This window comes from Niallia sp. FSL K6-0212 (assembly GCF_038007605.1).
Lineage (GTDB): Bacteria > Bacillota > Bacilli > Bacillales > Cytobacillaceae > Niallia > Niallia circulans.
Genome location: NZ_JBBOXL010000001.1, coordinates 2,625,487 through 2,650,468, shown reverse-complemented (window position 1 = coordinate 2,650,468; position 24,982 = coordinate 2,625,487). Strand labels below are relative to the sequence as shown.

The following is a 24,982-nucleotide window of genomic DNA, read 5'->3' as shown; positions in this document are numbered from 1 at the left end:
TGTATGGAGGAAAAAATGAATAATTATTTGGATACGATGGTCACTAAAGTGAAAGATTCCATTATTCAGGCAGCTGATTCGGTTCGAAAAGGTCTTTTCACCTTAACGGGTGAAACTTCTCTGTCCGTAAATGAACTGGCAAAATATATAAAAGAAAATAAGGAAACAAAAACAGAAAGCAAATATTTATTAGGCAATTATTATTACTTCAGTCATTTACAAGAGAATGGCATTCGTTATTATTTAGAAACAAATGGAGATTTCATCCTACAGTTGGATGCGAGTTCAAAAGACCAAGTATTGATCGCCTATCGTTCATACAAGGACAAGCTTTCTATAAATACTCCCGTGAAATTTCCAAAGATTTGATAAAAAAGGGTAAAAACAGGAAGGAGTTAACTTTCCTGTTTTTACCAATCTTTTCATTCGACTTTTCCTTCCCAGTTTTGCATACCACCAATGACATTTACTACCCTATATCCATATTTATTTAATATTTGAGCAGCCTGATTACTTCTTCCTCCCGATTGACATATAATAAAATATTCTTTTTGTTTATCTAATTCATGCAATCTAAATTCAATAAGACGCAAAGAAATATTTATTGCTTCAGGAATTTTCCCTGTCGCTACTTCCGCTGGTTCCCGAACATCAATAATCGAGACTTTCTCTCCACTCCGTAATTTGCTATTTAATTCCGTTGTTGTTATTTCTTTCATTTCATTTACCCCTTCCCTCGAAAAACTAATTTTAGATAAATAAATTCACATGGCCATCCTCTGCTTCAGCCAAATAGGCAGCAACACTAGCATAATCAATCCCTTTTAACAGCTCTTCTTCTTTTAATCCAAGTAAATCCATTGTCATCGTACATGCGACAAGATTTACCTTCTGTTCCTGCGCCATTGCTATTAATTGGGGAAGTGTCATTGCCTGATGCTGTTTGATAACATGTTTAATCATCTTAGGACCAAATCCTAAAAAGTTCATTTTGGATAAACCCATTCTATCTGCTCCCTTCGGCATCATTTTTCCAAAGAGCTTTTCTAACAATCCCTTATTTACTTTTATATTCTCTTTTTTTCTTAAAGCATTTAATCCCCAAAAAGTATGAAAGATAGTGACTTCATGATCATAAGCAGCTGCACCATTAGCAATTATATAGGCAGCCATCGCTTTATCATATTCACCACTGAATAACACAATCGTCGTTTTCGTTGTCATTTTATCTCCCTCTCCTAATTACCTTTACCCCTATAGGTATATAATCATCTAAAATTATAAGCTCTATAGGTTCTAGAGCTTTTTATCTTTGTTCATTATCTGCTTTTGACTAACAGATTTACTGCTTCCTTAATTACATCATCCATTCTTTCTCCGTTTTCCTGGGCTTCTACCACACAGTCAACTAAGTTAGTGCTCACAATAACACCCATTGTTCGGTCTACTGCTGAACGAACAGCTGATAACTGTGTAATCACTTCCTTACACTCTTTATTCTCCTCCATCATTTTCAGAATTCCTCTTAATTGTCCTTCCATCCGCTTAACTCTATTTTTTAATTGATCATTATATTCCAAAGAAAATACCCCTTCCATTTGCCATATTTTCAGTTAGTCACTATTATCCTACATTATACATGATTTATTGATCATTATTATAGCCTGTCAAACTAGCTGAAGCGAATATATAGCATGCCTAACTAAAGAGCATTCTTTTTTTCTTTTATTTTTTCTTAATCCAAAATTTAATGGTAGAGCCTACTTGTTCCGTTTTTAAAATTTGATGTCCTACTTTTTTTGTCCATGCTGGCAAATCACTTAATACCCCTCTATCTGTCGCTTGCAACTCTAACACTTGCTTGCTCTCTAATTGATCCATCCCTTGTTTTAATTTCACAATTGGCATTGGACAAGTTAATCCGGAAACATCCAGTACTGTATCAATTTGAAAGCTTTCGTCTTCTCTTATTTCTTCATTTGTTTGGCTGCTTCCTTCCGTTCTTTCTGCCATTTCTGTATCCGCAAAAGCTGAAGAATAGGTTTTCCATCCACCATCAACGTTTTTTACATTAAAACCGTTATTTTTTAATATTCTACTAGCTAAATATCCTCTTAAACCAACTTGACAGCTCACATAAATCGGTTGATTTTTTGGTAATTCAGCCATTCTCTCTCTTATTTCACCTAACGACATATTAAGTGACCCTTCTATATATCCAAACTCTCGCTCAACACTTTCTCTTACATCCAGTAAATAGCCACCGTTTTGCACTATCTGATCTACCTCATGCCATTGGATTTGCTCTAATTCTCCTTCTACAATATTTACTGCCACATATCCTGCCATATTTACAGGATCCTTGGCAGATGAATATGGCGGTGCATACGATAGTTCTAAATTAGTTAGATCTTCTACGGTTAGATTACCTTTAATTGCAGTTGCAATGACATCAATTCGTTTATCGACACCTCCCCTTCCAATTGCTTGTGCCCCATATATTTGTCCTGATTCTTTATCAAATATCAATTTGAAAGCAATAGAAGAACTTTCAGGATAGTAACCAGCATGTGAATTTGGGTGAATATGAACCACCTCATAAGGAATCCCCCATTTTTGGAGTGTTTTTTCATTATTTCCAGTAGTAGCTACTGTTAAGTCAAACACTTTAACAATTGAAGTACCTAATGTTCCTTCGTACTTCTCTTTTTTTCCCATCATATTATTAGCAGCAATTCTACCTTGGCGATTTGCTGGCCCTGCAAGTGGTATCATTGTTTTCTTTCTATTGATATAGTCACGAACTTCAATAGCATCCCCAACAGCATAAATATCTTGATTAGAAGTTTGTAACAAGTGATTTACAACAATACCACCTTGTTCTCCAATTTCTAGTCCCGCTTGTTTGGCTAACTCATTTTCTGGCCTTACTCCAATAGATAGAATGGTCATATCTGTTTGAACTTCCGTCCCATCTTCCAGTACTATGATATCTCCATTGCCTTTAAATTCTTTTACTCCATTTCCTAAAATAAGCGTTATTCCATTTTGCTTAAGATGTGTTTGAACAGGACCTGCCATTTCCACATCCAGTGGACCTAAAACTTGATGCCCCTTCTCCACAATCATTACCTTTATTCCACGGGCAGCTAGGTTTTCTGCCATTTCTACACCAATAAATCCGCCACCTATAATTACAGAACTTTCTGGTGCGTTTTGATCAACAAAGGCTTTTATGCGATCTGTATCTGGTATATTTCTTAGTGTAAATAGTGATTGATGGTTTTCTATACCTAATATAGGGGGAATAATTGGTCTTGCTCCTGGTGAAAGCAACAGCTTATCATAAGTTTCTTCGTATATCTCTTCTGTTTGTAAATTTTTAATCGTGACTTTTTTATTATTCGAATCAATCGATATTGCTTCACTCTGTACTCTAATATCCAATAAAAACTTTTTTGACATTCCTTCCACTGTCTGTACAAGCAACTTACTTCTGTCTTTAATCGTTTCTCCAATATAATAAGGCAGCCCACAATTAGCAAAAGAAATGTGCTCTCCTTTTTCAATCAAGATAATTTCTACTTCTTCACTTATCCTTCTTAATCGTGCAGCAGCTGTTGCTCCACCTGCCACACCACCAATAATAATTACTTTCTTACTCATAAAAAGCTCCTCTTTTATACCATACGGGGTATTATTTTCGATAAAAAATATACCCCGTGGGGTTTATATGAATATTATAGAGAGCAAACAAAAATAAGTAAAGAAAAAAATGCTAGGTATTATAAAAGACTATTGTTTTTTCGTATAATAGTTCATTAGTAAATATAGCGGTCTAGCTATAACGCTTTACTGTAACAATACTTAAAATTCTTTTCTACGGAACCTTTCCTATGGAATAACGAATAATGGCATACCTAATTATTTCTGGTATGCCATTGATAATTTTATCTATTCTTATTTTAAATCGTTAATAAATTGCTCCACTTCCTCTTCTCTTGTTGCCCAAGAGGTAACAAGCCGAATCGCAGAATGTTCCTTATCAATTTTTTCCCATATGTTGAATTGATAATTCTTCTGTAATTCTATAATCTTATCGTTCGAAACAATCGGAAAAACCTGATTAGTCGAAGATTGGGTTAAAAAACGATAACCTTTCTCGGCTAATGCTGTCGTTAGTCTTTCTGCCAGCTTATTAGCGTGTTCAGCCAATTCGAAGAAAAGAGTATCCTTAAATAACTCATAAAATTGGATTCCTAGCACTCTGCCTTTTGCCAGCATAGCCCCTTTTTGCTTCATATGATAACGGAAATCCTCCTTTAAGGAATCTTTCTTTATCACAAGCGCTTCCCCCATCAATGCTCCATTTTTGGTACCGCCAATATAAAAAGCATCCAGAAGTTGAGGTAAATCACTTAACGTAAGATCATTGTCTTTGGCACAAAGTGCTGACCCTAAACGTGCTCCATCCATATAGAAAAGCAATTGATTCTTCTGACAAAACTCACTTAACTGTTTAAGCTCGCTTTTGGAATAAATCGTTCCAATTTCAGTTGAATTGGATATGTATACGAGTTTTGGCTTTACCATATGTTCATCTGTATGCTCATCAAGTACATGTTGAATTAGACTTGGTGTTAACTTGCCATTTTCCGTATCAACAGTAAGAACTTTATGACCAGTTGCTTCGATAGCTCCTGTTTCATGAACAAAAATATGTCCAGACGCTGCGGCAATTGCTGCTTCATGTGGTCTTAAAAAGGCAGAGATGGCAATTAAATTAGTTTGCGTTCCGCCAACTAAAAGATGAACATCTACCTCCTCACAATTCAGTTTTTCTTTCAATATTTCAACTGCTTTGTGTGTAAAGGAATCTTGCCCATATCCTATTTCTTGCTGCAGATTGGATTCTAGCAATGCTTGTAAAATTCGCGGATGTGCTCCTTCACTATAATCATTATTAAAACTATACATGGACATAGCCTCCCTTTTTTAAAAATATTTTCTCACAAAAAGATTCGTCTTGTCACTAAATGTTTTGGCAATTGTCCTCTCTATCGCAGTTGTCGAATAACTATACGAGGAAATCATAGTTGAAAATGGTTTGGCAAGCCTTCAATGAGAGCTAGGCGGAATATTCAAGAGGAAACGTCAATAGCCAGAAGGGGGTTACAAATGAAACCATTAATCTCATCACCATAAATAAAGGGATTATCACTCAATTTTAAGTAGTAATCCCTTACTAGAATATTATTTTGATATAAACATTTGCGTCCAATAGTTACCATTTTGGTAATATCCTACACCGATTTGTGTAAAGTTTTTACTTAGTATATTGGCTCTATGACCGCTAGAATTCATCCACGCTTGAACTACTGCTTGTGCGCTTGTTTGGCCTTGGGCAATATTTTCCCCGGCTGCTTTATAACCAATTCCGTAGGCTTTCATCATATCAAATGGCGATCCGTATGTTGGACTTGTAGGACTAAAGTATTTTTTTGAGCCATATCCATCGATTTATCTCTAGCAACTCTTGATAATTCCCAGTTTTCCGTTATAGCAGGAAGTCCCTTTTTTTGACGTTCTATATTGCAAAGTCGGATTACTTCCCGATCTACAGTTTTAATGGAATCAATATTGAGGATAGTCAATTTTTGATTTGGATAAATTAAACTAGGATTTGAAATCTGTGTGTTCGCAGCAATAATCTCTTTTAAGCCAATTTGATATTTCATCGCAATTTTCCACATTGAATCTCCATTTTTAACGGTATATGTATCAGCAAATACCATCGTAGGGAGTGCTATTAAACATAAAAACAAACTAACCATTGCTATTATTTTCTTCATTTTACCACTCCTTCTGAATAATAAGGTGCACACAAAATTTCGTTTTATCCTTCGTCCATTATTTTTTGCTTTCTTTCCCTTTTTTAAATACAAAAAGCAGAAGTTAGCTATACTCCTAACTTCTGCTATCTATTTATTTATTCTGCATCTGCTTTTTTTCTGCGAATGATGATAGAAAGACAAACACCTGCTGCTAAAATAACTATCCCAATCAGTAGATATGTGCCATTATTAGTTGCTGTATTTGGCAAGGAATTTTTTGATTTTCCGTTATTGTCAGCCTTCTCACCGTTATCACCCATGTCTCCCTTATTATCATTGGGATTCTTATCTGCATTAACTGGGTCTTCTTTATCTGGTTTTTCTGGAGCTTTAGGATCTGTTGAATCCACTGGATTTTCTGGATCATTTGGCTCTTTGGCGCCATCATCCTGATTTCCGCCTGTCTCTTTTTCATTTTTTATGACAATAGTAGTAAGTGGCTCAAGTGTTATTTTTTCTGCTGTTAAAGTGAAACCACTTTTCTCTTCAACAGAATCTTTACCTGCTTCATCATTATCCACTACTACTTTAAATTCGGTTAAATCTTCACTTAATGTCAGCTCCCTAGCTTTTGTATCACCATTTATAAATACATAATAGCTGCCTGTATCGTCTGTTGACTCATTTTTATAGGCAATAACAACATCCTCTTCCTGAATCTCTTGTGCAGCAATCATGGTTACATTAGAATCGACTAAACTCTTTTCTCCTAGTCGAAAAGCATTGCTTGATTTTCTTAATTCAATTAATCCTTTTGTATATTCCACCGTTTCATTATTTACTGGATATACTTCCTTATTGGTGGCTTTGGACCAATCAAACATATTAATGGCATCAGATGAATCATAGGAATCATGAACAAAGTAACCAAACACATTGCCATTTTCATCTGTAAAAGCATCATATTTTTGTTCTGGAATTCCCTCTCCTAGCCATTGCTTGGTTCTTCCATATTCTTGTCCTGCATGTAAAAATGCCGTGCCTTGTGAAGTCAGAATCAATGAGTTTCCAAGGCGAATACGTTTATGAATTTCTAGATCATTTTCTGGAATGGCTGGATCTTTTTTCAAAGCTTTCGCAATAATATCGTAGAGCGGCAGATTATCATGTGCTTCAATATATTGCACCATGTCTCCTGGATTATCTGCTGGCGTATTGGATGGCTGTGCTTTTATATTGTTAAATATCGTCTGAATATTACGAGCTCCGCCAGTGATAAAGCGCGGCTCTCCTTCTGAACCATAACCCGATTTTACCTCATTTCTTATTTCATCAGAGAAAACACCGACATCATCGGTTTTATCCATCCAGTCTTGGTCTGCACCTTTTCCTGCCAAAGATGGGTCTGCTAAATGCCCCGAGAACGTCCTCCACCCTTCTCCAATAAATAATGCATTTGGATTGATGGCTGCCGCTTCATCATAAGCTTTTTGAACAGCTTCATAGGTTGCATCCCCCATCATATCCCATCTCATGCCATCGATTTTAAATTCACGAAACCAATATTTCACTGAATCTATCATTAGCTTTTCCGCCATTTTATGATTTGTAGCTAAGTTATTTCCAAATCCCCCCACAAATTTACCATTACTGTCTTGGAAAAAATAATAATCTGGAACAATATCATTTAATAGACTAGCATTGGACATATGTGTATATACAACATCTAGAACCACTCCCATGCCAGCAGCATGAATCGCATTAATTAGCTCCTTTAATTCTTTAATGCGCAGCTCTGGATCTTTTGGATTTTCCGAATAGGCACCATCTGGTGAGAAATAGTTATGAGGATCATACCCCCAATTATATTCATTTCCTGCTGCCGAATACTCTAATTCCCTTTCTCCCATTCTCGTTTCATCTCCCCAATACCAAGCATTAACTGGCAGGAGTTGGACATGTGTAACACCCAAGGATTTTATATAATCCAGTTTATCAATAAATGCTTTATAAGTTCCAAAGCGACCATTTAAATCTGTCTGAATGGTTGGATCAGAAGTAAAGTCACGAATATGAGCTTCCCATATAATTGCATCCTCTCGTTTTTCATAGCCATCAATCTTCACACTAGTTAAGTTAGCGGGATTGGTTTGACTTAAATCAACAATGGCTGCTTTTCCTACTGTATCGCCATCACTGCCAACCTGTCCCTTTGTGTTAACAGTAAAAGCTGCCATCGATTTAGCATAAGGATCTAAAACTTTAGATACTTTTCCATCATTGGTTACTTCATATTGATAATAATATCCTCTTGTATCTTTGATGCCGAGATCATCTGCTTTCGCTTCGACACTCCATACCCCTTGATCCCCTTGTACTAAATCTAAACTGCCAATTTTCCTTGCTGCATCATTTTTATCATAAAAAACGGCGGTTACCTTTGATGCTTTCGGTGCCCATAATTTTAATGTTGCATCCTTATTATGATATGTGGCCCCTAAATCATTGCCCTCATAAAAGTAATTTTCATCTAACATTTTCCATCCAGATTTGGCTGTAACAGATCTTCCTTGATAAGAGATTGTAAAAGGCCCCTTTTCCGCATCATAAACACCTGTTATTTCCACTGTGGTTTCATTAATAATTTTCACTGCACTAAAATCTATTACTTCTTGATCCTTATCCACAATAGATAATGCTTGCGCTATATCCTCTTTCACAAGTCCTTTTGTACTGGAAAAAGTTAATTGGATGGTTGTGTCAGACAATAGTTCTCCTGAAACTAAATCAGTTGGTGATTCCCAGTATGGTGAAATATAAACTTGATCATCTTCATTTTTAATCCATAAATGATTATACTCTTCCAATAAAGCGAACCCTTTGTCACCACCAATCTTTTCACCATTTTCACGGTTTACAATAAGAAAGCCAATTTTTTTAGCATTCTCTTTCACTTTTATATCAACATAAGCACCATAGCGATCATTTTTTTCTAATGCTACAGCATCAGTCGGCCAATTAACAGTAGGTGATTCTACATCTTCCCATAACCACAACCCTAACTTATCATAGTTTTGGTCATCTCTTTGATAATGAATTCTAACAGTATTTTCAGCCAGTTCTACTGGCTCAAATAGATGAACACTATCTGAACCTTCTTTAATCCATACTTCATTTAATGATGGATTGTTTATCGTAACGGACTTATCTCCGCTCTCTTTCTCTCCATTCGTTCTGTTTACAACAAGAAAGCTAACCTTTCTAGCATCTGCTTTCAAAGGAATATCAATATATGTACCATACTCATCTTGCTTCTTTTCTTCAAACGCTGCAGCACCTTGTGGCCAATTAGCAGTAGGTGATTCTACATCGTCCCACAGCCATAACCCTAGATCCTGATACTTATTTCCCTCATTTTGATAATGAATTCTTAATGTGTTTTCAGGTATATCTTTTCCATCTGTGTTCTCTGCTTTTACGTTCATTTGATTGAACGAGAAGCCTCGTGTCGTGAACACAAGAACAAATATCGTTAGTATAATGAGTGATTTCCTTAACCAGTGATTCATTCCTGTTCCTCCTGTTCTAAATGTTTTAAGCAACTTGAGCCTTTTACTAAACCTAACTAGTTATAAAAAAATAAGCGTTTACTTCTTCTAGTGATGCAAAAGTAAACGCTTTCTTTCTATGTGAGATTATAAATATACTAGATTATGAGTGTCAATATTTCTTTTGATTGTTCACGGTAACAGAATTCCAAACTAGATAGTTACAGGCATTCCGCCCTATAAAATAGACAAAAAAAGGGATTAGAAAGGTGGAGTAGAAAAAATCCATTAATAAAGCGTTTTAGTTTTCATCTTTATGAGGAGTGGATGCGTTTGGCTGATTTTTTTTATTTTGGCTGATTTCCTTGCTGCTTTGGCTGATTTTTTCTTATTTTGACTGATTTCCTTGCTGCTTTGGCTGATTTTTTCTTATTTTGGCTGATTTCCTCGCTGCTTTGGCTGATTTTTTCTTATTTTGGCTGATTCCTCCCCTTTTTACAGCTATCTATCAATCTAATTAATTAGTTTTCTCCATTATAAGCAAAAAATAAAGATTCTTTTGTTGCTGTTTACCATATAAATAGGTAACTCGGCCAGTAATAAATACTGCCGGTTACCCAAACAAAGATCTACCACATATTAATATCTATTCAACTGCCACATAGCCAGTTTCCGAAACAATCCGTTGGCCTTGCTCTGATATCATCCATTTTAAAAATCCATCAACTTGGGGAGATTTATTATCCTCCAGCGTAATGGCATAAAATTCATTAATGAAGGGGTAGCTTCCATCTTTAATTGTTTCTACTGTAGGAGTTATTCCATCAACAGCAATATTTCTTATTTTTCCATTACGCACCATATCTTCTGAAAAATGCCGGAAAGAGAACCCAATCGCATTTCTTTTATTCTGATAGTCTGCAGTTTCACTTATTATGCCTTCCATTGCATTGACAATATCCTTTGTGGGAGGATCCATTAACGGTTTTCCATCCATAACCCTCAACAATGCAGATTGACTGCCGCTTTCTTCTGGTCTTTGAAATGCTCTAATTTTTTCATGTTTTCCACCGACTTCCTTCCAGTTTCTTATTTTCCCAGAATAAATATCCTGTATTTGTTCCACGCTTAGTGTTTCCACTGGATTTTTCGCATGAACAAAAAAGATAAATCCCTCTCTCCCAATTGGTGTAAGCTTTAATTTTACCCCAAGGCTTTCAGCCAATTTAAATTGTTTCTCTGAAGGCTTTGGCACAAATATGATGTCTGCCTCACGATTTAATAAGCGATTAAACGCCTCACTTGTTTGACTTGAAACTACCTCACTTTCCTCTAATGAATACATTTTTTGTGGATAGACTGCTTGAACAAACCCTGCGTATACAGGATAAAGAGCGGTAGAGCCGTCTAATCTTGGAAGATCCCCTTCTATTTTAAATGTTGATTCTTCTTTCAAAAACACAGCTTTTGTTCCCTCTAAAAATGGCATATATTCTGTTAAATCCGTATCTTGACTACTAACAACCTCTAAATTTTTATCAAAATGTTCATAAATTATGTAACCCGCTATCCCGCAGATACTCATGACTAAAATTACTATCCTTGCCCTTTTGACTGCTTTTTTCTTCCCCCATTCAAAGATTAATAGATAAACAGTTACCATATAAAATACAGTAATAATCGGTAAAAACCATAGATAAAATGTACTAGCTGTGAATAAAGTGGTTACCATTGTTGCAATAAATCCAATAAATACGATAAACACCGTCATTATAATTGCTTGTAATACTTTCATTTTTTTCTCCTTTATAATTACAATCTCTCATATATTCGCCTTAATAAATGATTTATTTCAATTTTAGTGTATATTTTCACTTTAATCAATAATTATTTTATTTGCTACAATTCCTTGATTGCTTTGAAATCCTTTAAATAAAAAAAGATGAATCCTGTAAAGAACTCATCTTTAAAATATATCTATTGTTTATGACTCGGATGAAGCTGAAAATATTGGAATAATAAATAGGATAACCAAATGCAGTCACGATGATGTCGAATGTTTTCAAGCAATCCTTTTAGTAAAACCGAGTTCAATGTTTTCTCTTCCAACTGCTCTATAAGTAAAGAAAGCGATTCTTTCACATAATGATCATCTACTTCTTCCATTTTCCCTTTTATATGTTGCAGCAAATCCTCTTTTGTCGCACTTTCTTCAATAACGGACTGGTGCAGCAACTGATAGATACTTTCTGTAAAATATGGTGATTCTGTATATGAAGCTATAATGTCTGTTTTCTCTACAAGCGATTTTGCAAGCCTGTGTAAATCAAAATCAATATATTTATTATGGTTTAATACAATATGCGTATAAGTATTAAGAAACCCTTTAATACTAAATACTAAATCATACTTGATTGCTTGTTTGGATGAATCATATACTTTTCCAATCATATGCTCGATTGTTTTTTCCAGTAAATGATCATAATAAGTAAACTTTCGAATAAATTCATCATTAAACGAAAGCGCTTGCTCTTTAATAAACAATGTCGCAAAACTAGAATTTTCCTTAAATGTATATAATATTTCGTAATAAAAATGATAAAGAATATCATCCACATGATTGACTGCGTAGTCAAGTTTCGCGATGAACTGTTCCATAAAATAATCAACTAAAGCCATAATTAATTCATCCTTTGACTTAAAGGATAAATAGAAGGCCCCTTTAGAAATCCCACAATGTTCCGTTATTTGTTGAACGGAAGTAGCCGCAAATCCTTGTTTTGCAAATAACTCTATCGATTTTTCCATAATCAGCTGTTTTTTTGTCATCTCATTCTCTCCTATGTACTATTGATTGACATATGACTACTTAGTCATTTATTATAAGTAAATGAGTTAGATTAGTCAATAAAGGGAAGGTGTATTATGAAAGGTTTAGTAAATTTTGTGTTAGGTAACAAGCTTGCGGTTTGGTTACTAACCATTATTATTACTGTATCAGGTATCTATTCTGGTACAAGGATGAATATGGAAACCATACCAAATATCTCTATTCCATACTTAACCGTAATGGATGTTTACCCGGGAGCTACTCCGGAGAAGGTGATGGAAGAAGTATCCATGCCGATAGAAAAAGTAGTAGAAAATCTGGAAGATGTTAAAGCTGTCTATTCAAATTCTTATTCGAACATGGCAAATGTTCAACTAGAATATGAATATGGTACAGATATGGATGAAGCAAAACGAGCTTTACAATCCGCTCTGGATAATGTCACCTTACCTGAAGATGCAGAGGAACCTACAATTACAGCAATCAGTATGAATATGATGCCAGTTGTAGCGTTAAGTGTCAGCAGTACAGAAGAAGACATTACCGAATTAACATCAACTGTGGAAGATATCATTCTTCCAAAAATCGAAAAGATTGATGGTGTCGCTTCTGCAACTATCACAGGTCAGCATATTGAAGAAGTCGATTTAACATATGACAAAGAAAAAATGGCGCAATTAGATTTAACGGAAGATACTGTTAAAGATATGATTCAAGCGAGTAACTTAGCAGTTTCTTTAGGACTTTACGAGTTTGAAGAAGGCGAACAAGCAGTTGCAATTGACGGGAAATTTATGACAGAAAAAGAACTAAAGAATATGCTTATTCCTGTCACTCCATCTGAACAAAATCCTGCCCCATTCTTAAAACTTAGCGATATTGCAAAAATTGAAGTAGTTGGGAAAGTGGAATCAGTTTCTCGTACAAATGGTAAAGATGCAATCGCCATCCAAATTGTCAAAGGTCAACAAGCAAACACTGTTGATGTTGTTAACAGTGTAAAAGATTTAATTAAAGATGAGCAAAAAAACATTGATGGCTTAGTAATTGATGTTTCTCTCGACCAAGGAGATCCGATTGAAAAATCTGTGTTTACCATGGTTGAAAAAGCAGTATTTGGCTGTTTAATCGCCGTATTAATTATTTTACTATTCTTACGTGATTTTAAATCAACGATTATCTCGATTATTTCCATTCCAGTATCTATTTTCATGGCATTACTGCTATTAAACTGGATGGATATCACGTTAAATATTATGACGCTAGGTGCTATTACGGTGGCAATCGGGCGGGTAATTGATGACTCCATTGTTGTCGTGGAAAATATTTATCGACGCTTGCACCTGAAAGAAGAAAAATTAACTGGCCGCGCGCTTATTAGAGAAGCAACGATTGAAATGTTCAAACCAATCCTGTCTTCTACTTTAGTAACAGTTGCGGTATTTGCTCCATTAATGTTTGTTGGAGGCATGGTTGGAGAATTATTCCGTCCTTTCGCCTTAACAATGGCGTTCTCTCTTGGCGCATCATTACTTGTTGCCATTACAATCGTTCCAGCACTTTCTCATTTCTTATTTAAGAAAAAATTATATAGTGAGAAAACAGAAAGTAATCATAAAGAAGCTGGTAAATTGGCAACTTGGTATAAAGGTATTCTCGAAAAAGCACTTAATCATAAAATCATCACTTCCCTTATCGCTGTTATTTTATTAGCTGGAAGTGTTGCCCTCACTCCTTTAATCGGCTTTAGCTTCCTAGGAAGTGAAGAAGAAAAAACGATGTATATCACCTACACTCCAGAAACTGGTGAACTAAAGGATGAGACATTAAAGAACGTTACAGAAGTAGAAGAAAAAATGCTTGACCGCAAAGATATCGATATCGTTCAATTATCGATTAATGATACAGCTGATGCACAAAGCGCAATGATGGGCATGGGAGCTGGCGGTGCACTTATGTACCTAATCTTTGATGAAGATATGAAAAACTTCCCTGAAGTTCGTGATGAAATTGAGGAATATATTACAAATCTCGATCAATCTGGCGAATGGAAATCCCAAGACTTCTCATCAACCGGGATGTCAACGAATGAAGTCAGCTATACATTCTATAGTGAAGATTTAGATAAGCTGAATGAATCAGTGAAAAAAGTAGAATCTGTGTTAAAAAAGAATGATGGTTTAGAAGATGTTACTACAACAGCTGAAGATGCTTATGTAGAATATACATTTAAAGTAAATCAGGAAGAATTATTACAATATGGGTTAACAGCTGGTCAGCTCCTTGCGACACTAAGCCCTAACAATTCAAAAGATGTATTAACAACGATTGAAAAAGACGGTGAGGAGCTTGATGTTATTGTCCAACAAGAAAAATCAGCACAGCCGAAATCAATCGACGATATGCTAGACACTGAAATTCCAACTGCTACAGGGCAAACAATGCCACTTTCAGAGCTTGTGGATGTAGAAGAAGGAACTACTCTAAATACGCTTTCTCGTAGTAAAGGTGAATACTATGCAACTGTATCAGGAAAAATCCTTGGTGATGATGTTTCGAAAGTAACAAATGAAGTAGATAAAGAAATCGATAAAATCGACTTACCAAAAGGCGTTACAATGGGAGTTGCGGGTGTAACTGCAGATATGAATGAAACATTCACACAGTTAGGTATTGCTATGATTGCTGCTGTTGCGATCGTGTACTTTATCCTTGTTGTTACATTCCGTGAAGGGGTTGCCCCATTCTCGATTCTATTCAGTTTACCATTCGCTGTTATCGGTTCGTTTGTCGGATTGTACCTATCAGGTCAAACCATTTCTGTTTCGGTAATGATGGGGCTCTTAATGTTAATTGGTATTGTTGTAACGAATGCCATTGTATTAGTAGACCGAATCATTCATATGGAACGAGATGGAATGAATATGCGTGAAGCGATTCTTGAAGCAGGATCAACGCGTCTTCGTCCGATTCTAATGACAGCTATTGCAACAATTGGTGCATTAATTCCATTAGCAGTTGGTTCTGGTGGTAGTGGATTAATCTCTAAAGACCTTGGTATTACTGTTATTGGTGGTTTAATCAGTTCTACTTTGTTAACACTTGTTATCGTCCCTATTGTTTATGAAGTTCTTTCCAAACTATTTAAGAAAAATCGTAAAGATATTGACGAAAGCTAATGCTATATGACAAAAGCCTGTGAAGGTTTCTTCACTGGCTTTTGTCTGTCTTCTTTTCCTCTGATTTAGCTATTATAGTGGGATGAATGCTGCTTCTACTGGCTGTTTTTTGTAGTTATGGCTTGTATTTCCTTCATGAACGCTACTTCCACTGCTTTTCCTTGCAATTGTGGTTTTCATCCCCTCTATGAACGCCACTTCCACTGCTTTTCCTTGCAATTATGACTTTCATTTCCCTGATGAACACCACTTCCTTCAGGGTTTCTTGCCAATATGGTTTTCATCCCCTCTATGAATGCCATTTCTACCGCTTTTCCTTACAATTGTAGTTTTCATTTCCTTCATGAACATCATCATCCCCAAAAAATGATTGCACAAGTTCTTTCATAAAATAAGCCATTCAGGAAAAACTATTTTCTATACTATAATGGAAAGGGTTTTATCATGAAAATAAATTGTTCCAATGAATATGATCCATTAAAAACAGTAGTCTTAGTTTCTCCTGAATATATGGCTATTAAAGTCCCTATAAATGATATTCAAAAAAAACATGCAAAGAAAAATATTGATAAAAAACTTGCTGTAAAACAGCATGAAATGTTTATAGAAACTCTGCAAAAAAATGGAGTGGAAATAATCCTTCTTCCAGCAGAAGAAAAATACCATGAACAGGTTTTTACAAGAGATATCGGATTCACCTTAGGAAGTCAGATCTTTGTGGCAGAAATGGCACGAGATGCTAGACACGGAGAAGAAAGAGTTTTAATAGATTATTTAAAGAAAAAAGAAATCACTTATACAGATATTAAAGGCAATTTTATTGAAGGCGGCGATGTGATTATTGACGGGAAAACAATTTTTGCAGGCATCAGTCAGCGTACAAATGAAGCAGCTATCCGCCATTTGCAGACCTTGATGCCTTCTTATGATGTCATAGCTGTCCCGTTTACGGATACATATCTCCATCTAGATTGTGTCTTTAATATTCTTTCTCCTACAGAGGGATTAATTTTTCCAGGAGAATTTCATAAAGAAAAAGAAAAATTACTGCGAGAACGATATGATTTTATTCACGTAAGCGCTAAAGAGCAAGAAACATTAGGTACAAATGTATTATCCATTGGCAACAAAAAGGTAATTAGTTTACCTATGAATGAAGGGGTTAATAAAGAATTGCAAAAAAGAGGGTATGAAGTACTCGAGGTTGATTTTTCCGAAATCATTAAATCTGGTGGGTCCTTTCGTTGTTGTTCCATGCCCTTACTTAGAGAATAGGTAAAGGTAAATTTCATCAGTGGGGAAAAATCCCCGCTGATTTATTCTAGTTAAGTTTATATCTTCCGGTCCGTTAACATTTCCTTTAGATTTCGCAAACTAATTTCAATGCTTTCCAATGGAGTTCTTCTAGTTGCATCCTGTTCAATAATCCACCATTGGATATCTGCGTCCTCTCCTTTTTCAAGAATTGCTTGAAAATCAATACTTCCTGTACCTACCTCAGCAAAGAATTGTTCTTCATCTGTTGTCATATCCTTTAAATGAATAAGCTTCATTCTATCTTTATATGTATCAATCCATTTTGCTGGGTCATAATCTCGCTTCGAAAGCCAGTATACATCTGGTTCTGCAAAAACTAATGTTGGATCTGTATCTTCCATTATCGTAGCTAATGCCGTTCTTCCATCACTCATTATATCTAATTCAAAATCATGATTATGATAACAGAGAGATATCCCTGCTTTTCGACATTCTGCTCCTGCCATATTCAAGAAAGAAATTAGTGATTGATAATCCGCTTCTGTTCTTTTGTCTGGTAAAAGATAGGGACATACTAAAAATTTACTCCCTAATACTAATTGGTCTTGAATAACCTGAGAAAGATCGCTCTCTAAATCAGTTAATGGCACATGGCATGCTGCTACTCGTAAATTTAGTTCATCCAATAATTCCTTTAATTCTGCTACAGGGATTCCCCCATATCCAGCAAGCTCTACTCCTTGAAATCCAAGATCCGCCACTTTACGGAGGGTTCCGCGAAAATCCTCCTCACACTCATTTCTTAACGTATACATTTGGATGGCAATCGGTATATTCTTCAATTTTACTTCCTCCTCCTTGTTATTCCTTTCCCCCAATTACTCCCTAAAGGGATAGTCAGACAAAATAAGCACTCCCTATTATTGTACATGAGAACGTTATCATTTTGCAGATTAATATGGTAAATCGCTGATTTTTTTGGTAAAATGAGCAAAAATCAATTGGAGGTATATGCCTTTGGAAAACCATATCAGAAAAGTGATTGAGCAAACGGAAAAGGAATTTAACATAAAGGTGCTTTATGCATGTGAATCTGGAAGTCGGGCATGGGGCTTTCCATCCAAGGATAGTGATTATGATGTTCGCTTTATTTATATTCACCAGCCAAACTGGTACTTATCGATTGATCGCAGCCGAGATGTAATCGAGATTCCAAACCACGATTCATTATCAATCCCTGTTGATCCCTTATTAGATATGAGCGGCTGGGAACTAACTAAAACGCTTAAGCTTTTTCGCAAGTCCAATCCTCCGTTATTAGAATGGTTACGCTCTAATATGGTATATTATCAGCGTTTTTCAACCATCGATAAAATGAAAGAACTAGAAAAAGAAATATTCTCGCCTGCTTCCATTATCTATCATTATTTAAATATGGCAAAAGGAAATTTTCGAGAATACCTACAAGGAGATACAGTTAAAATCAAAAAATATTTTTATGTATTGAGGCCAATTTTAGCAGCAAAGTGGACTCAAATATACCAAACGGTTCCGCCAATGGAATTCGAAACATTAGTACAAGAACTTATCCCTGCTGGTGACCTTCTTACAAGTATTATAACTTTATTAGAAAGAAAAAAATCTGGCGAAGAATTATCACTCGAACCACGAATCAATCTTATTAATACATTCTTAGAAAGTGAGATTTACCAGCTAGAAGCGTACGCAAAAGGGTTGCAAAAAAATTCGGAAGATCCAACCGAACAATTAAATGAACTATTTCGATTTTCATTAAAAGAAGTCTGGAATTATTAAAAGAGGTCATTGAAAAAGCGTTTATGTGAGAACAACACTTTTTCATGACCTTGTTTAGTTACTACCTAGTTCTATTTAAAAAGTAATTGCTTTTGCATATGCAAGTGGTTAATATGAAAGCTAAATATAAAGGAACAACTGAATGCTAGTCCTTAAAATATGGATTCAAATGAATTAGCACTTCATTAATATTATCGTGCTTTGCCATTAATTTCTTTTTTATTTTTCTAGATAAATCATGACCTTCCTTAATGGTTTTATCGTAATCGATTGAGATACGTAAATCGACTAATATATAGTGACCATGTTCTCTAGCACGGAGTCGGTCAATTCGCTTTACTTCAGCAAATGAAGAAATTATGTCATGATACTCTGCTAAAATTGCCAAATCTATATTCCGCTCCAGTAAAATATCAAAAGCTTCACTTACCATTTCCTTCGCAATTTTAAAAATCAAATAAGCAACAATGATCGTTGCCATCTTATCTCCATAAAGAAATAAATGTATATTCAACTTTTCTCCAAGGATAGAGAAAAGAACACCTATTGCTGCTGCAATGGATGCCACAATATCAGCCTTATGATCATAAGCAATTGCTTCAATTGCTTTACTGCTTTGTTCCTTCGCAATCCTCTTACTATATCGATATAATAGCACTTTCGAAATATAAGAAATAACAGCAACCCACATTGCAATCATACTTGGTGTTGTGATGGGATGGAATAACCCAATTATTACTTCATATACCAAGTAGATAGAGACACATAAAAGAATCATACCAACAATACCAGATACAATTATTTCTGCCTTACCATGTCCATATGGGTGTTCCTGATCTGCCGGTTTATTCGCAATTTTAATAACGACTAAAACAAGAACAGAGGCAAACACATCTGCAGCTGAGTGAATCCCATCGGCAAAAACCGCATCACTATTCCCTATCCAACCCACTATTATTTTCCCAATTGTTAAAATAATATTACTAATTACACTAATCCAAGCTACTCGTTTGGCTAGCAATTCTCTCGATCCCAAATCTCATCAACCTCTTTTATTTTCCAAAAATTTCAATACACTTAAAAAGTCAACTTAAACATATTAGCAGAAAAGAAAGCAGTGGGTCTAGAGAAAAAAAGTTGCCTTCTTACAAATTAATCATTTACTTTTCTTTACGAATGTATTCGTTTGTGGAATAAATCAAAGTAAGAAAATAAGTTATAAGATAGATTGTTTTCTAAGTTATATTCTTTATGGATGATTATTTTTGGATAGTTATGTTGCGAGGAATGAAGCTAACATTTAAATTCAAGTTGGTTTAAATACGGTCAATAAACCAAAATATAATATTATATCAGTCAAAGTGAGGAATTTATCAGCCGCTTTGGATTTAATAGCTAATGTGAGACGGATTTCAGCCTCTGCGAGCGGCTTTTCAGCCAAACTATGGAATTTATCAGCCAAAGCGCAGGGGGAATCAGCCAAACTTGAAAAATATCAGCTAAAACTGCAGAGATATCAGCCAAACTAAGATAATTTCAGCCAATACTGCAGGGGGAATCAGCCAAACTTGAAAAATATCAGCTAAAACTGCAGAGATATCAGCCAAACTTGAAAAATATCAGCCATAACTGCAGGGATATCAGCCAAACTTGAAAAATATCAGCCATAACTGCAGGGGGATCAGCCAAACTTGAAAAATATCAGCCATAACTGCAGGGGGATCAGCCAAACTTGAAAAATATCAGCCAATACTGCAGGGGAATCAGCCAAACTTGAAAAATATCAGCCAATACTGCAGAGGTATCAGCCAAACTTGAAAAATATCAGCCAATACTGCAGGGATATCAGCCAAACTTGAAAAATATCAGCCAATACTGCAGGGATATCAGCTAAACTTGAAAAATATCAGCCAATACTGCAGAGGTATCAGCCAAACTTGAAAAATATCAGCCAATACTGCAGGGGAATCAGCCAAACTTGAAAAATATCAGCCAATACTGCAGGGATATCAGCCAAACCTGAAAAATATCAGCCAATACTGCAGGGGAATCAGCCAAACTTGAAAAATATCAGCCATAACTGCAGGGGAATCAGCTAAACTTGAAAAATATCAGCCAAACTAAGATAATTTCAGCCAAACTCCCAATTTTTCAGCAATTACCATAAATAACTACTAGCCCCTGCTTATTTTAGCATGGGGCTTCTCTTTCCTTAGATTACAACTTACGGGCATTTTTTATTATATTTTTTTGGGTAAAACTATATTTATTGCTGATTTTTTTCCAATAGTAGAATAACCAAAGTTTTATTTTTTGCCATTTATATATATTTGCTTTTGTATACTGCAATTCTTGCCAAGCAGAATCTAATTTATTTGCCTCTAGTAATCTTTTACTATAGTCCAATTTTAATTTTGACAAATACAAATCGATATAAGGAACTTCTTCTTTATGAAGCAAATTCTCTAACGAATAAATGATCGGATAGCGATTTAATATGGTCAAATCCATACATACACTGTTTTCTAACCCGCGATAATAAATGGCATAGCTTTCATTGATATAGGCAATCGAATAGTTCATCCCAATTCGTAACCACATATCTTGATCTTCTCCAAGAGGCTCTCCTTCTTTAAATAAACCTATTTTATCAAAAACTTGCTTTCGGACTGCGATTGCAGAAGAAATGATTGGTAAATCCTTTAATGTTTTTTCAACATAGTTTGTAAATATCCCTTCCCACTTTTCAGGCGTTTGATAAATAGATGGGATTATTTTCTTTTTTGTCGGCAGAACGATTTCATAGCTTGTTGCATAAGCACCGCATTCAGGATATTTATCTTTTAAATATATAATTTTCTCAAGAAAACCAGGTTTCCACTCATCATCTGCATCAATAAACGTAATTAATTCAGCGGTAGCGGCAAGTATCCCCTTGTTTCTAGCTGCTGAGGCACCTTTGTGTTCCATCTTAAGTACCTTAATCCGATCGTCGGCCCAAGTTTCCGCTCTTTCAACACTGCCATCTGTTGAACCATCATCTACAATAATAATCTCAAAATCTTGAAATGTTTGCGAAAGAATGGATATAATTGTTCGTTCAATATATTGTTCTTTATTATATAGCGGAATAACTACTGAGACAGCGACCATCTTGCACCCTCCCAATTTTTCATCGCTAGTGATTGTGCAGCCTTTATCGATAGTTTTGGATACCTATATTGGCCAGCTATAATTTGTTCAAGTGCATGCCATATACTTTCCTCTTCAAAGGAATGGGATGGAATAATATACTCTTTATCTGCTTGAATTTGCTTGGCCCATCCATCACATTTAGGATGATAAGAAAGAATGATCGTCGGTGTATTTGTAATATAGCCAAATACAGAGCTATGAAGTCTCATCCCAATCAATCCTTTTAAGGAGGCAATGGTTCGAAGAGTGTTTATTGGATCCTTATCATAAGACAGATGCTTAATAGGAATTTTTGTGTGTAATTGGTCGATGACTTCACGGTGAATGTCTTGATCTCCAAAAAGAGGATGGCCATTAAAATCAATAAAGACTAACTCTTCTATTTCCTCCTGGTTAAGTCCATTTAAAACATTGACTATTTTTTTCATTCTCGTCTTTTCAATACTTGTATCTCCACCAATATATCTCTCATAGTGACATAAGGAAATTCCTAAACCTTTTCTAGCATGCAACCCATTAAAATTTTCACCAACTACAAGTGGTAAAAGGACTGCTAAATCAAATGTTAATTCTACCTTTATATCGGAAGAGAAAGAACGAATTAATTCATAGCTTTCTTCATCTCTACAGCCAATATAATTAAATTTTTCGATAAGCTTTTTACATGCACCTTCAGCAGCCGAATCTCTAAATGGTCCAAAGGATACCCCAATTGCAGCTGCTCCTTTCCCTCTATTTAAATCGATTAAATCGCTATCTCTTGTCATTTTATCTGTCGAATGAAAAACAGAGCCACCACCAAATAAAATTAAATCACTCTCATAACAATGCCTGTACAAACGAAGTAAGTTTTCATTACGTTCTTGTTCTTCTTGAACAAATAATGCTTCAATTTCCGCATTTAATGGCAGAACAGGCTTTTGTATACATGTCCCATAAATTTTATCTCCAGATAGAAATTTCCGGCTTCCCCAAGAGGATACTAGTAACAATGCATCATCTCCGCCATTCTGTTCTCCATAATAACCTGAAAGAATAATCTTACTCATCTAAGTACTCCTCCTACCTCTCATATCTCTTAATAGTATATGGACAATCCATAAAATGGTGACCAGCAGCTAACATTTGGACCATTTGCTATGGTCCGATTTATGGAGGACAAGAATAGAATATATAGTAAACATTAGGGAAAGGACATGATGCTGATGACATTAAAGAAGAAAAGAAAGATACTTTTTATTACAAAAAATTGGGAAAATGGGATAGAAAGAAATACGTATTATTTAACAAAAGAATTAAAAAAATACGTTGATATTAGAACCTGGGAGGAAGACGGTAATATAAGTGAGACGATACAAAAAATGAACTTTCAGCCTGACTTTATCCTAGTTAATGATTTACGTCCTACCAGATCACCAAAAGTAACTGGTCTAAAGGACTGCAATATTCCATTTGGGATTATCATGCATGATTTAAACTACCAAATGGATCAAAGAAGAGCATTCATTAAAGAAAATAATGTGAAATATATCTTCACCCATTATAGAGATACTTTTTTAGAATGGTATCCAGAATTTAAAGATAAAATGATATGGTTTCCTCATTATGTAAATATTGATGTATTTAAAGACTTCAAGCAACCGAAAACCATTGATTATTTAATGATGGGGGCTGTACATCCTACTGTTTATCCATTACGTCAAAAAATTCTTGATCAAATGAAGAATTTATCAAATTTCACCTATCATGCGCATCCTGGCTATTTCCACCAACAGTATGATGAGAGATCATTTAAAGTAGCGAGCAGCTTCGCACAAGAACTGAACAAAGCAAAAATGTTTTTTACTTGTGATTCCATTTATCATTATCCTGTAATGAAATACTACGAGACTTTAGCTTGTAATACTTTATTACTAGCTGCCTGCACAAAAGAAATTAAAGATTTAGGATTTATCCCTGGAGTTCATTTCATTGAAATCAATGAAGAAAATTTTATGCGTAAGGCTAAATATCATTTAAGAAATTATGAAACATTAGGGAAAAAAATTGCTTTAAATGGCTATAAAATGGTAAGAAAAAAACATTCTGTACAAGTTCGTGCGCAGCAGCTCCTTGCTCATATTGAAGAAATTCTTGCTAAAGAAGGGGGCAACGAGCAATGAGAATCTTATATCTTGGTTATTTGGGTGTTAATAATATCGGAGATGAAGTTTGTTATGAAGCATTTGCTCAAGCTTGCGAAAGATGGCTTCACGAGGACTATACTTTATTCTCCTACCCAATTAATTCTTCTAAAACCCTAAAAGAATTATATGGAGAAAAACCATTTGATATCGTTATCTTAGGAGGTGGCTCTTTATTTCAGGGCAATTTCTTTATCGATTTGGCATTAGAGGCAATCGAAATGAAACTTCCACTATATTGCTATGGAACAGGTATTGATTATATGACGGAAGAAACAATTGAATCCTTTAAAAGGGGTGAATTTCAGTTATCCTCCACCACCTTCAATAATAAAGAGATTAATAGAGATAAAATAAAAAAAGTGATTGAATACTCCACATTCGCAGGTCTTAGAGGACCACTTACACAGAAGTATATAAAGACTTTAAATCCTTCGCCAACGAGTAATTACCAGATAATTGGTGACTCTGGGATGCTATTTACACCCCAAGAAGACGACTATATAAAAAGTAAATACTTGCAGGATCAGGATAAAAAAATAATTGCGGTCAATTGGGGAACCACCCAAAACATCCTTTTTGGCTACGATGAATATAAACTTAAAAATCAAACTATTAAAGCATGTACCAATCTTTTAAAAAAAGGATATCAAATTGTTATTTTTCCAATGTGGGATTTAGATGTCCCTCACTGCAAGGAACTATATGAGAGCATAAAGAAGAAAGGAAAAGTCACATTCATTCCAGAAGTTTGCACAGCTTCACAAATTTATTCTTTCTTATCGCTTTGCCACTTTTCTCTTAACTTAAAGCTGCATGCAAATGTACTTTCTGCATCAAGCGGTACCCCGTTCTTCCAATTAGCTTATCGCTCAAAGGGTGTAGATTTCGCCGCCTCTGTCCACCAATTACCTTATACGTTACTAACCAATACGGAGAAACTAGCTGAAACGATTGAAAACAAAGAATTTTATTTAACAAGCAATAAAAACCGAAAAAAGCTTAGATTAGCAAAAGAAAGAATTGTCGCAAGACATAAAGACTTTATCTTGTCATTAAAAAAGTAATTTAAAAGGGATGTTCCTTTTCTGCGGAACATCCCTTTTATACATATAAAAAGTTGCGTATAACCGATGATTAA

The 24,982-nt window shown here is 35.2% G+C and carries 18 protein-coding genes and 1 pseudogene; 6 read left to right on the top strand and 13 right to left on the bottom strand.

Annotated elements, in window-relative coordinates:
• Positions 1-15: 15 nt before the first annotated feature.
• Positions 16-369, top strand: coding sequence for a hypothetical protein (locus tag MHH96_RS12540; RefSeq protein WP_047941402.1), 354 nt, complete (start codon positions 16-18; stop codon positions 367-369).
• A gap of 53 nt (positions 370-422) precedes the next feature.
• On the opposite strand, the gene MHH96_RS12535 is transcribed toward MHH96_RS12540, so the two are convergent.
• The 9 genes and pseudogenes from MHH96_RS12535 to MHH96_RS12495 all read right to left on the bottom strand — a co-directional run bounded on the left by MHH96_RS12535 (position 423) and on the right by MHH96_RS12495 (position 12,211).
• Positions 423-719 carry a rhodanese-like domain-containing protein gene (locus MHH96_RS12535; RefSeq protein WP_047941401.1) on the bottom strand — a complete coding sequence of 99 codons (297 nt, stop codon included), beginning with the start codon at positions 717-719 and terminating at the stop codon, positions 423-425.
• 31 nt (positions 720-750) lie between these two features.
• Positions 751-1,224 carry a DsrE/DsrF/DrsH-like family protein gene (locus MHH96_RS12530; protein ID WP_061800294.1) on the bottom strand — a complete coding sequence of 158 codons (474 nt, stop codon included), beginning with the start codon at positions 1,222-1,224 and terminating at the stop codon, positions 751-753.
• Positions 1,225-1,319: 95 nt separating this feature from the next.
• On the bottom strand, positions 1,320-1,580 hold the full coding sequence (locus tag MHH96_RS12525; RefSeq protein ID WP_328283157.1) for a metal-sensitive transcriptional regulator: 261 nt from the start codon (positions 1,578-1,580) through the stop codon (positions 1,320-1,322).
• A gap of 145 nt (positions 1,581-1,725) precedes the next feature.
• Positions 1,726-3,666 (bottom strand): FAD-dependent oxidoreductase, encoded by a 1,941-nt coding sequence (locus tag MHH96_RS12520; RefSeq protein WP_061800298.1) that lies wholly within the window; start codon positions 3,664-3,666, stop codon positions 1,726-1,728.
• 294 nt (positions 3,667-3,960) lie between these two features.
• Positions 3,961-4,977 (bottom strand): threonine aldolase family protein, encoded by a 1,017-nt coding sequence (locus tag MHH96_RS12515; RefSeq protein WP_061800301.1) that lies wholly within the window; start codon positions 4,975-4,977, stop codon positions 3,961-3,963.
• Between the two features lie 276 nt (positions 4,978-5,253).
• Positions 5,254-5,852: pseudogene (safA, locus tag MHH96_RS12510) on the bottom strand (SafA/ExsA family spore coat assembly protein).
• 137 nt (positions 5,853-5,989) lie between these two features.
• Positions 5,990-9,403: a pullulanase gene (locus MHH96_RS12505; RefSeq protein ID WP_061800303.1), complete on the bottom strand. Its 3,414-nt coding sequence runs from the start codon at positions 9,401-9,403 to the stop codon at positions 5,990-5,992.
• 625 nt (positions 9,404-10,028) lie between these two features.
• Entirely contained in the window at positions 10,029-11,177 is a 1,149-nt protein-coding gene (locus MHH96_RS12500; protein WP_053215621.1) for a PstS family phosphate ABC transporter substrate-binding protein, read from the bottom strand.
• A 182-nt stretch (positions 11,178-11,359) separates the two neighbouring features.
• Positions 11,360-12,211, bottom strand: coding sequence for a TetR/AcrR family transcriptional regulator (locus MHH96_RS12495; RefSeq protein WP_047941395.1), 852 nt, complete (start codon positions 12,209-12,211; stop codon positions 11,360-11,362).
• A gap of 96 nt (positions 12,212-12,307) precedes the next feature.
• On the opposite strand from MHH96_RS12495, the gene MHH96_RS12490 reads away from it, so the two are divergent.
• Positions 12,308-15,391 carry an efflux RND transporter permease subunit gene (locus tag MHH96_RS12490; RefSeq protein ID WP_047941394.1) on the top strand — a complete coding sequence of 1,028 codons (3,084 nt, stop codon included), beginning with the start codon at positions 12,308-12,310 and terminating at the stop codon, positions 15,389-15,391.
• Positions 15,392-15,835: 444 nt separating this feature from the next.
• Positions 15,836-16,666, top strand: a complete 831-nt coding sequence (locus MHH96_RS12485; protein WP_047941393.1) for a dimethylarginine dimethylaminohydrolase family protein — start codon at positions 15,836-15,838, stop codon at positions 16,664-16,666.
• 56 nt (positions 16,667-16,722) lie between these two features.
• Here MHH96_RS12485 and MHH96_RS12480 read toward each other — a convergent pair whose 3' ends face one another.
• Positions 16,723-17,490, bottom strand: a complete 768-nt coding sequence (locus MHH96_RS12480) for a sugar phosphate isomerase/epimerase family protein (RefSeq protein WP_328283158.1) — start codon at positions 17,488-17,490, stop codon at positions 16,723-16,725.
• A gap of 175 nt (positions 17,491-17,665) precedes the next feature.
• Between MHH96_RS12480 and MHH96_RS12475 the strand changes: the two genes are divergently transcribed.
• The gene (locus MHH96_RS12475; protein WP_341117478.1) at positions 17,666-18,463 is read left to right on the top strand and encodes a nucleotidyltransferase domain-containing protein; all 798 of its coding nucleotides are present in this window, start codon (positions 17,666-17,668) and stop codon (positions 18,461-18,463) included.
• A gap of 145 nt (positions 18,464-18,608) precedes the next feature.
• Here MHH96_RS12475 and MHH96_RS12470 read toward each other — a convergent pair whose 3' ends face one another.
• The 3 genes from MHH96_RS12470 to MHH96_RS12460 all read right to left on the bottom strand — a co-directional run bounded on the left by MHH96_RS12470 (position 18,609) and on the right by MHH96_RS12460 (position 22,707).
• On the bottom strand, positions 18,609-19,499 hold the full coding sequence (locus MHH96_RS12470) for a cation diffusion facilitator family transporter (RefSeq protein ID WP_047941390.1): 891 nt from the start codon (positions 19,497-19,499) through the stop codon (positions 18,609-18,611).
• 1,181 nt (positions 19,500-20,680) lie between these two features.
• A complete protein-coding gene (locus tag MHH96_RS12465; protein WP_053215825.1) occupies positions 20,681-21,616 on the bottom strand; it encodes a glycosyltransferase family 2 protein in 936 nt (311 codons plus the stop codon).
• Positions 21,598-22,707, bottom strand: coding sequence for a polysaccharide pyruvyl transferase family protein (locus MHH96_RS12460; protein WP_144544505.1), 1,110 nt, complete (start codon positions 22,705-22,707; stop codon positions 21,598-21,600). Before MHH96_RS12460 ends, MHH96_RS12465 begins: the two co-directional genes overlap by 19 nt.
• 147 nt (positions 22,708-22,854) lie before the next feature.
• Here MHH96_RS12460 and MHH96_RS12455 point away from each other — a divergent pair, with 147 nt between their 5' ends.
• On the top strand, positions 22,855-23,820 hold the full coding sequence (locus MHH96_RS12455) for a glycosyltransferase (protein ID WP_328054497.1): 966 nt from the start codon (positions 22,855-22,857) through the stop codon (positions 23,818-23,820).
• Complete coding sequence (locus MHH96_RS12450; protein WP_061800318.1) at positions 23,817-24,908, top strand: polysaccharide pyruvyl transferase family protein; 1,092 nt, start codon at positions 23,817-23,819, stop codon at positions 24,906-24,908. The genes MHH96_RS12455 and MHH96_RS12450 overlap by 4 nt, the downstream gene beginning before the upstream one ends.
• Positions 24,909-24,982 lie beyond the last annotated feature (74 nt).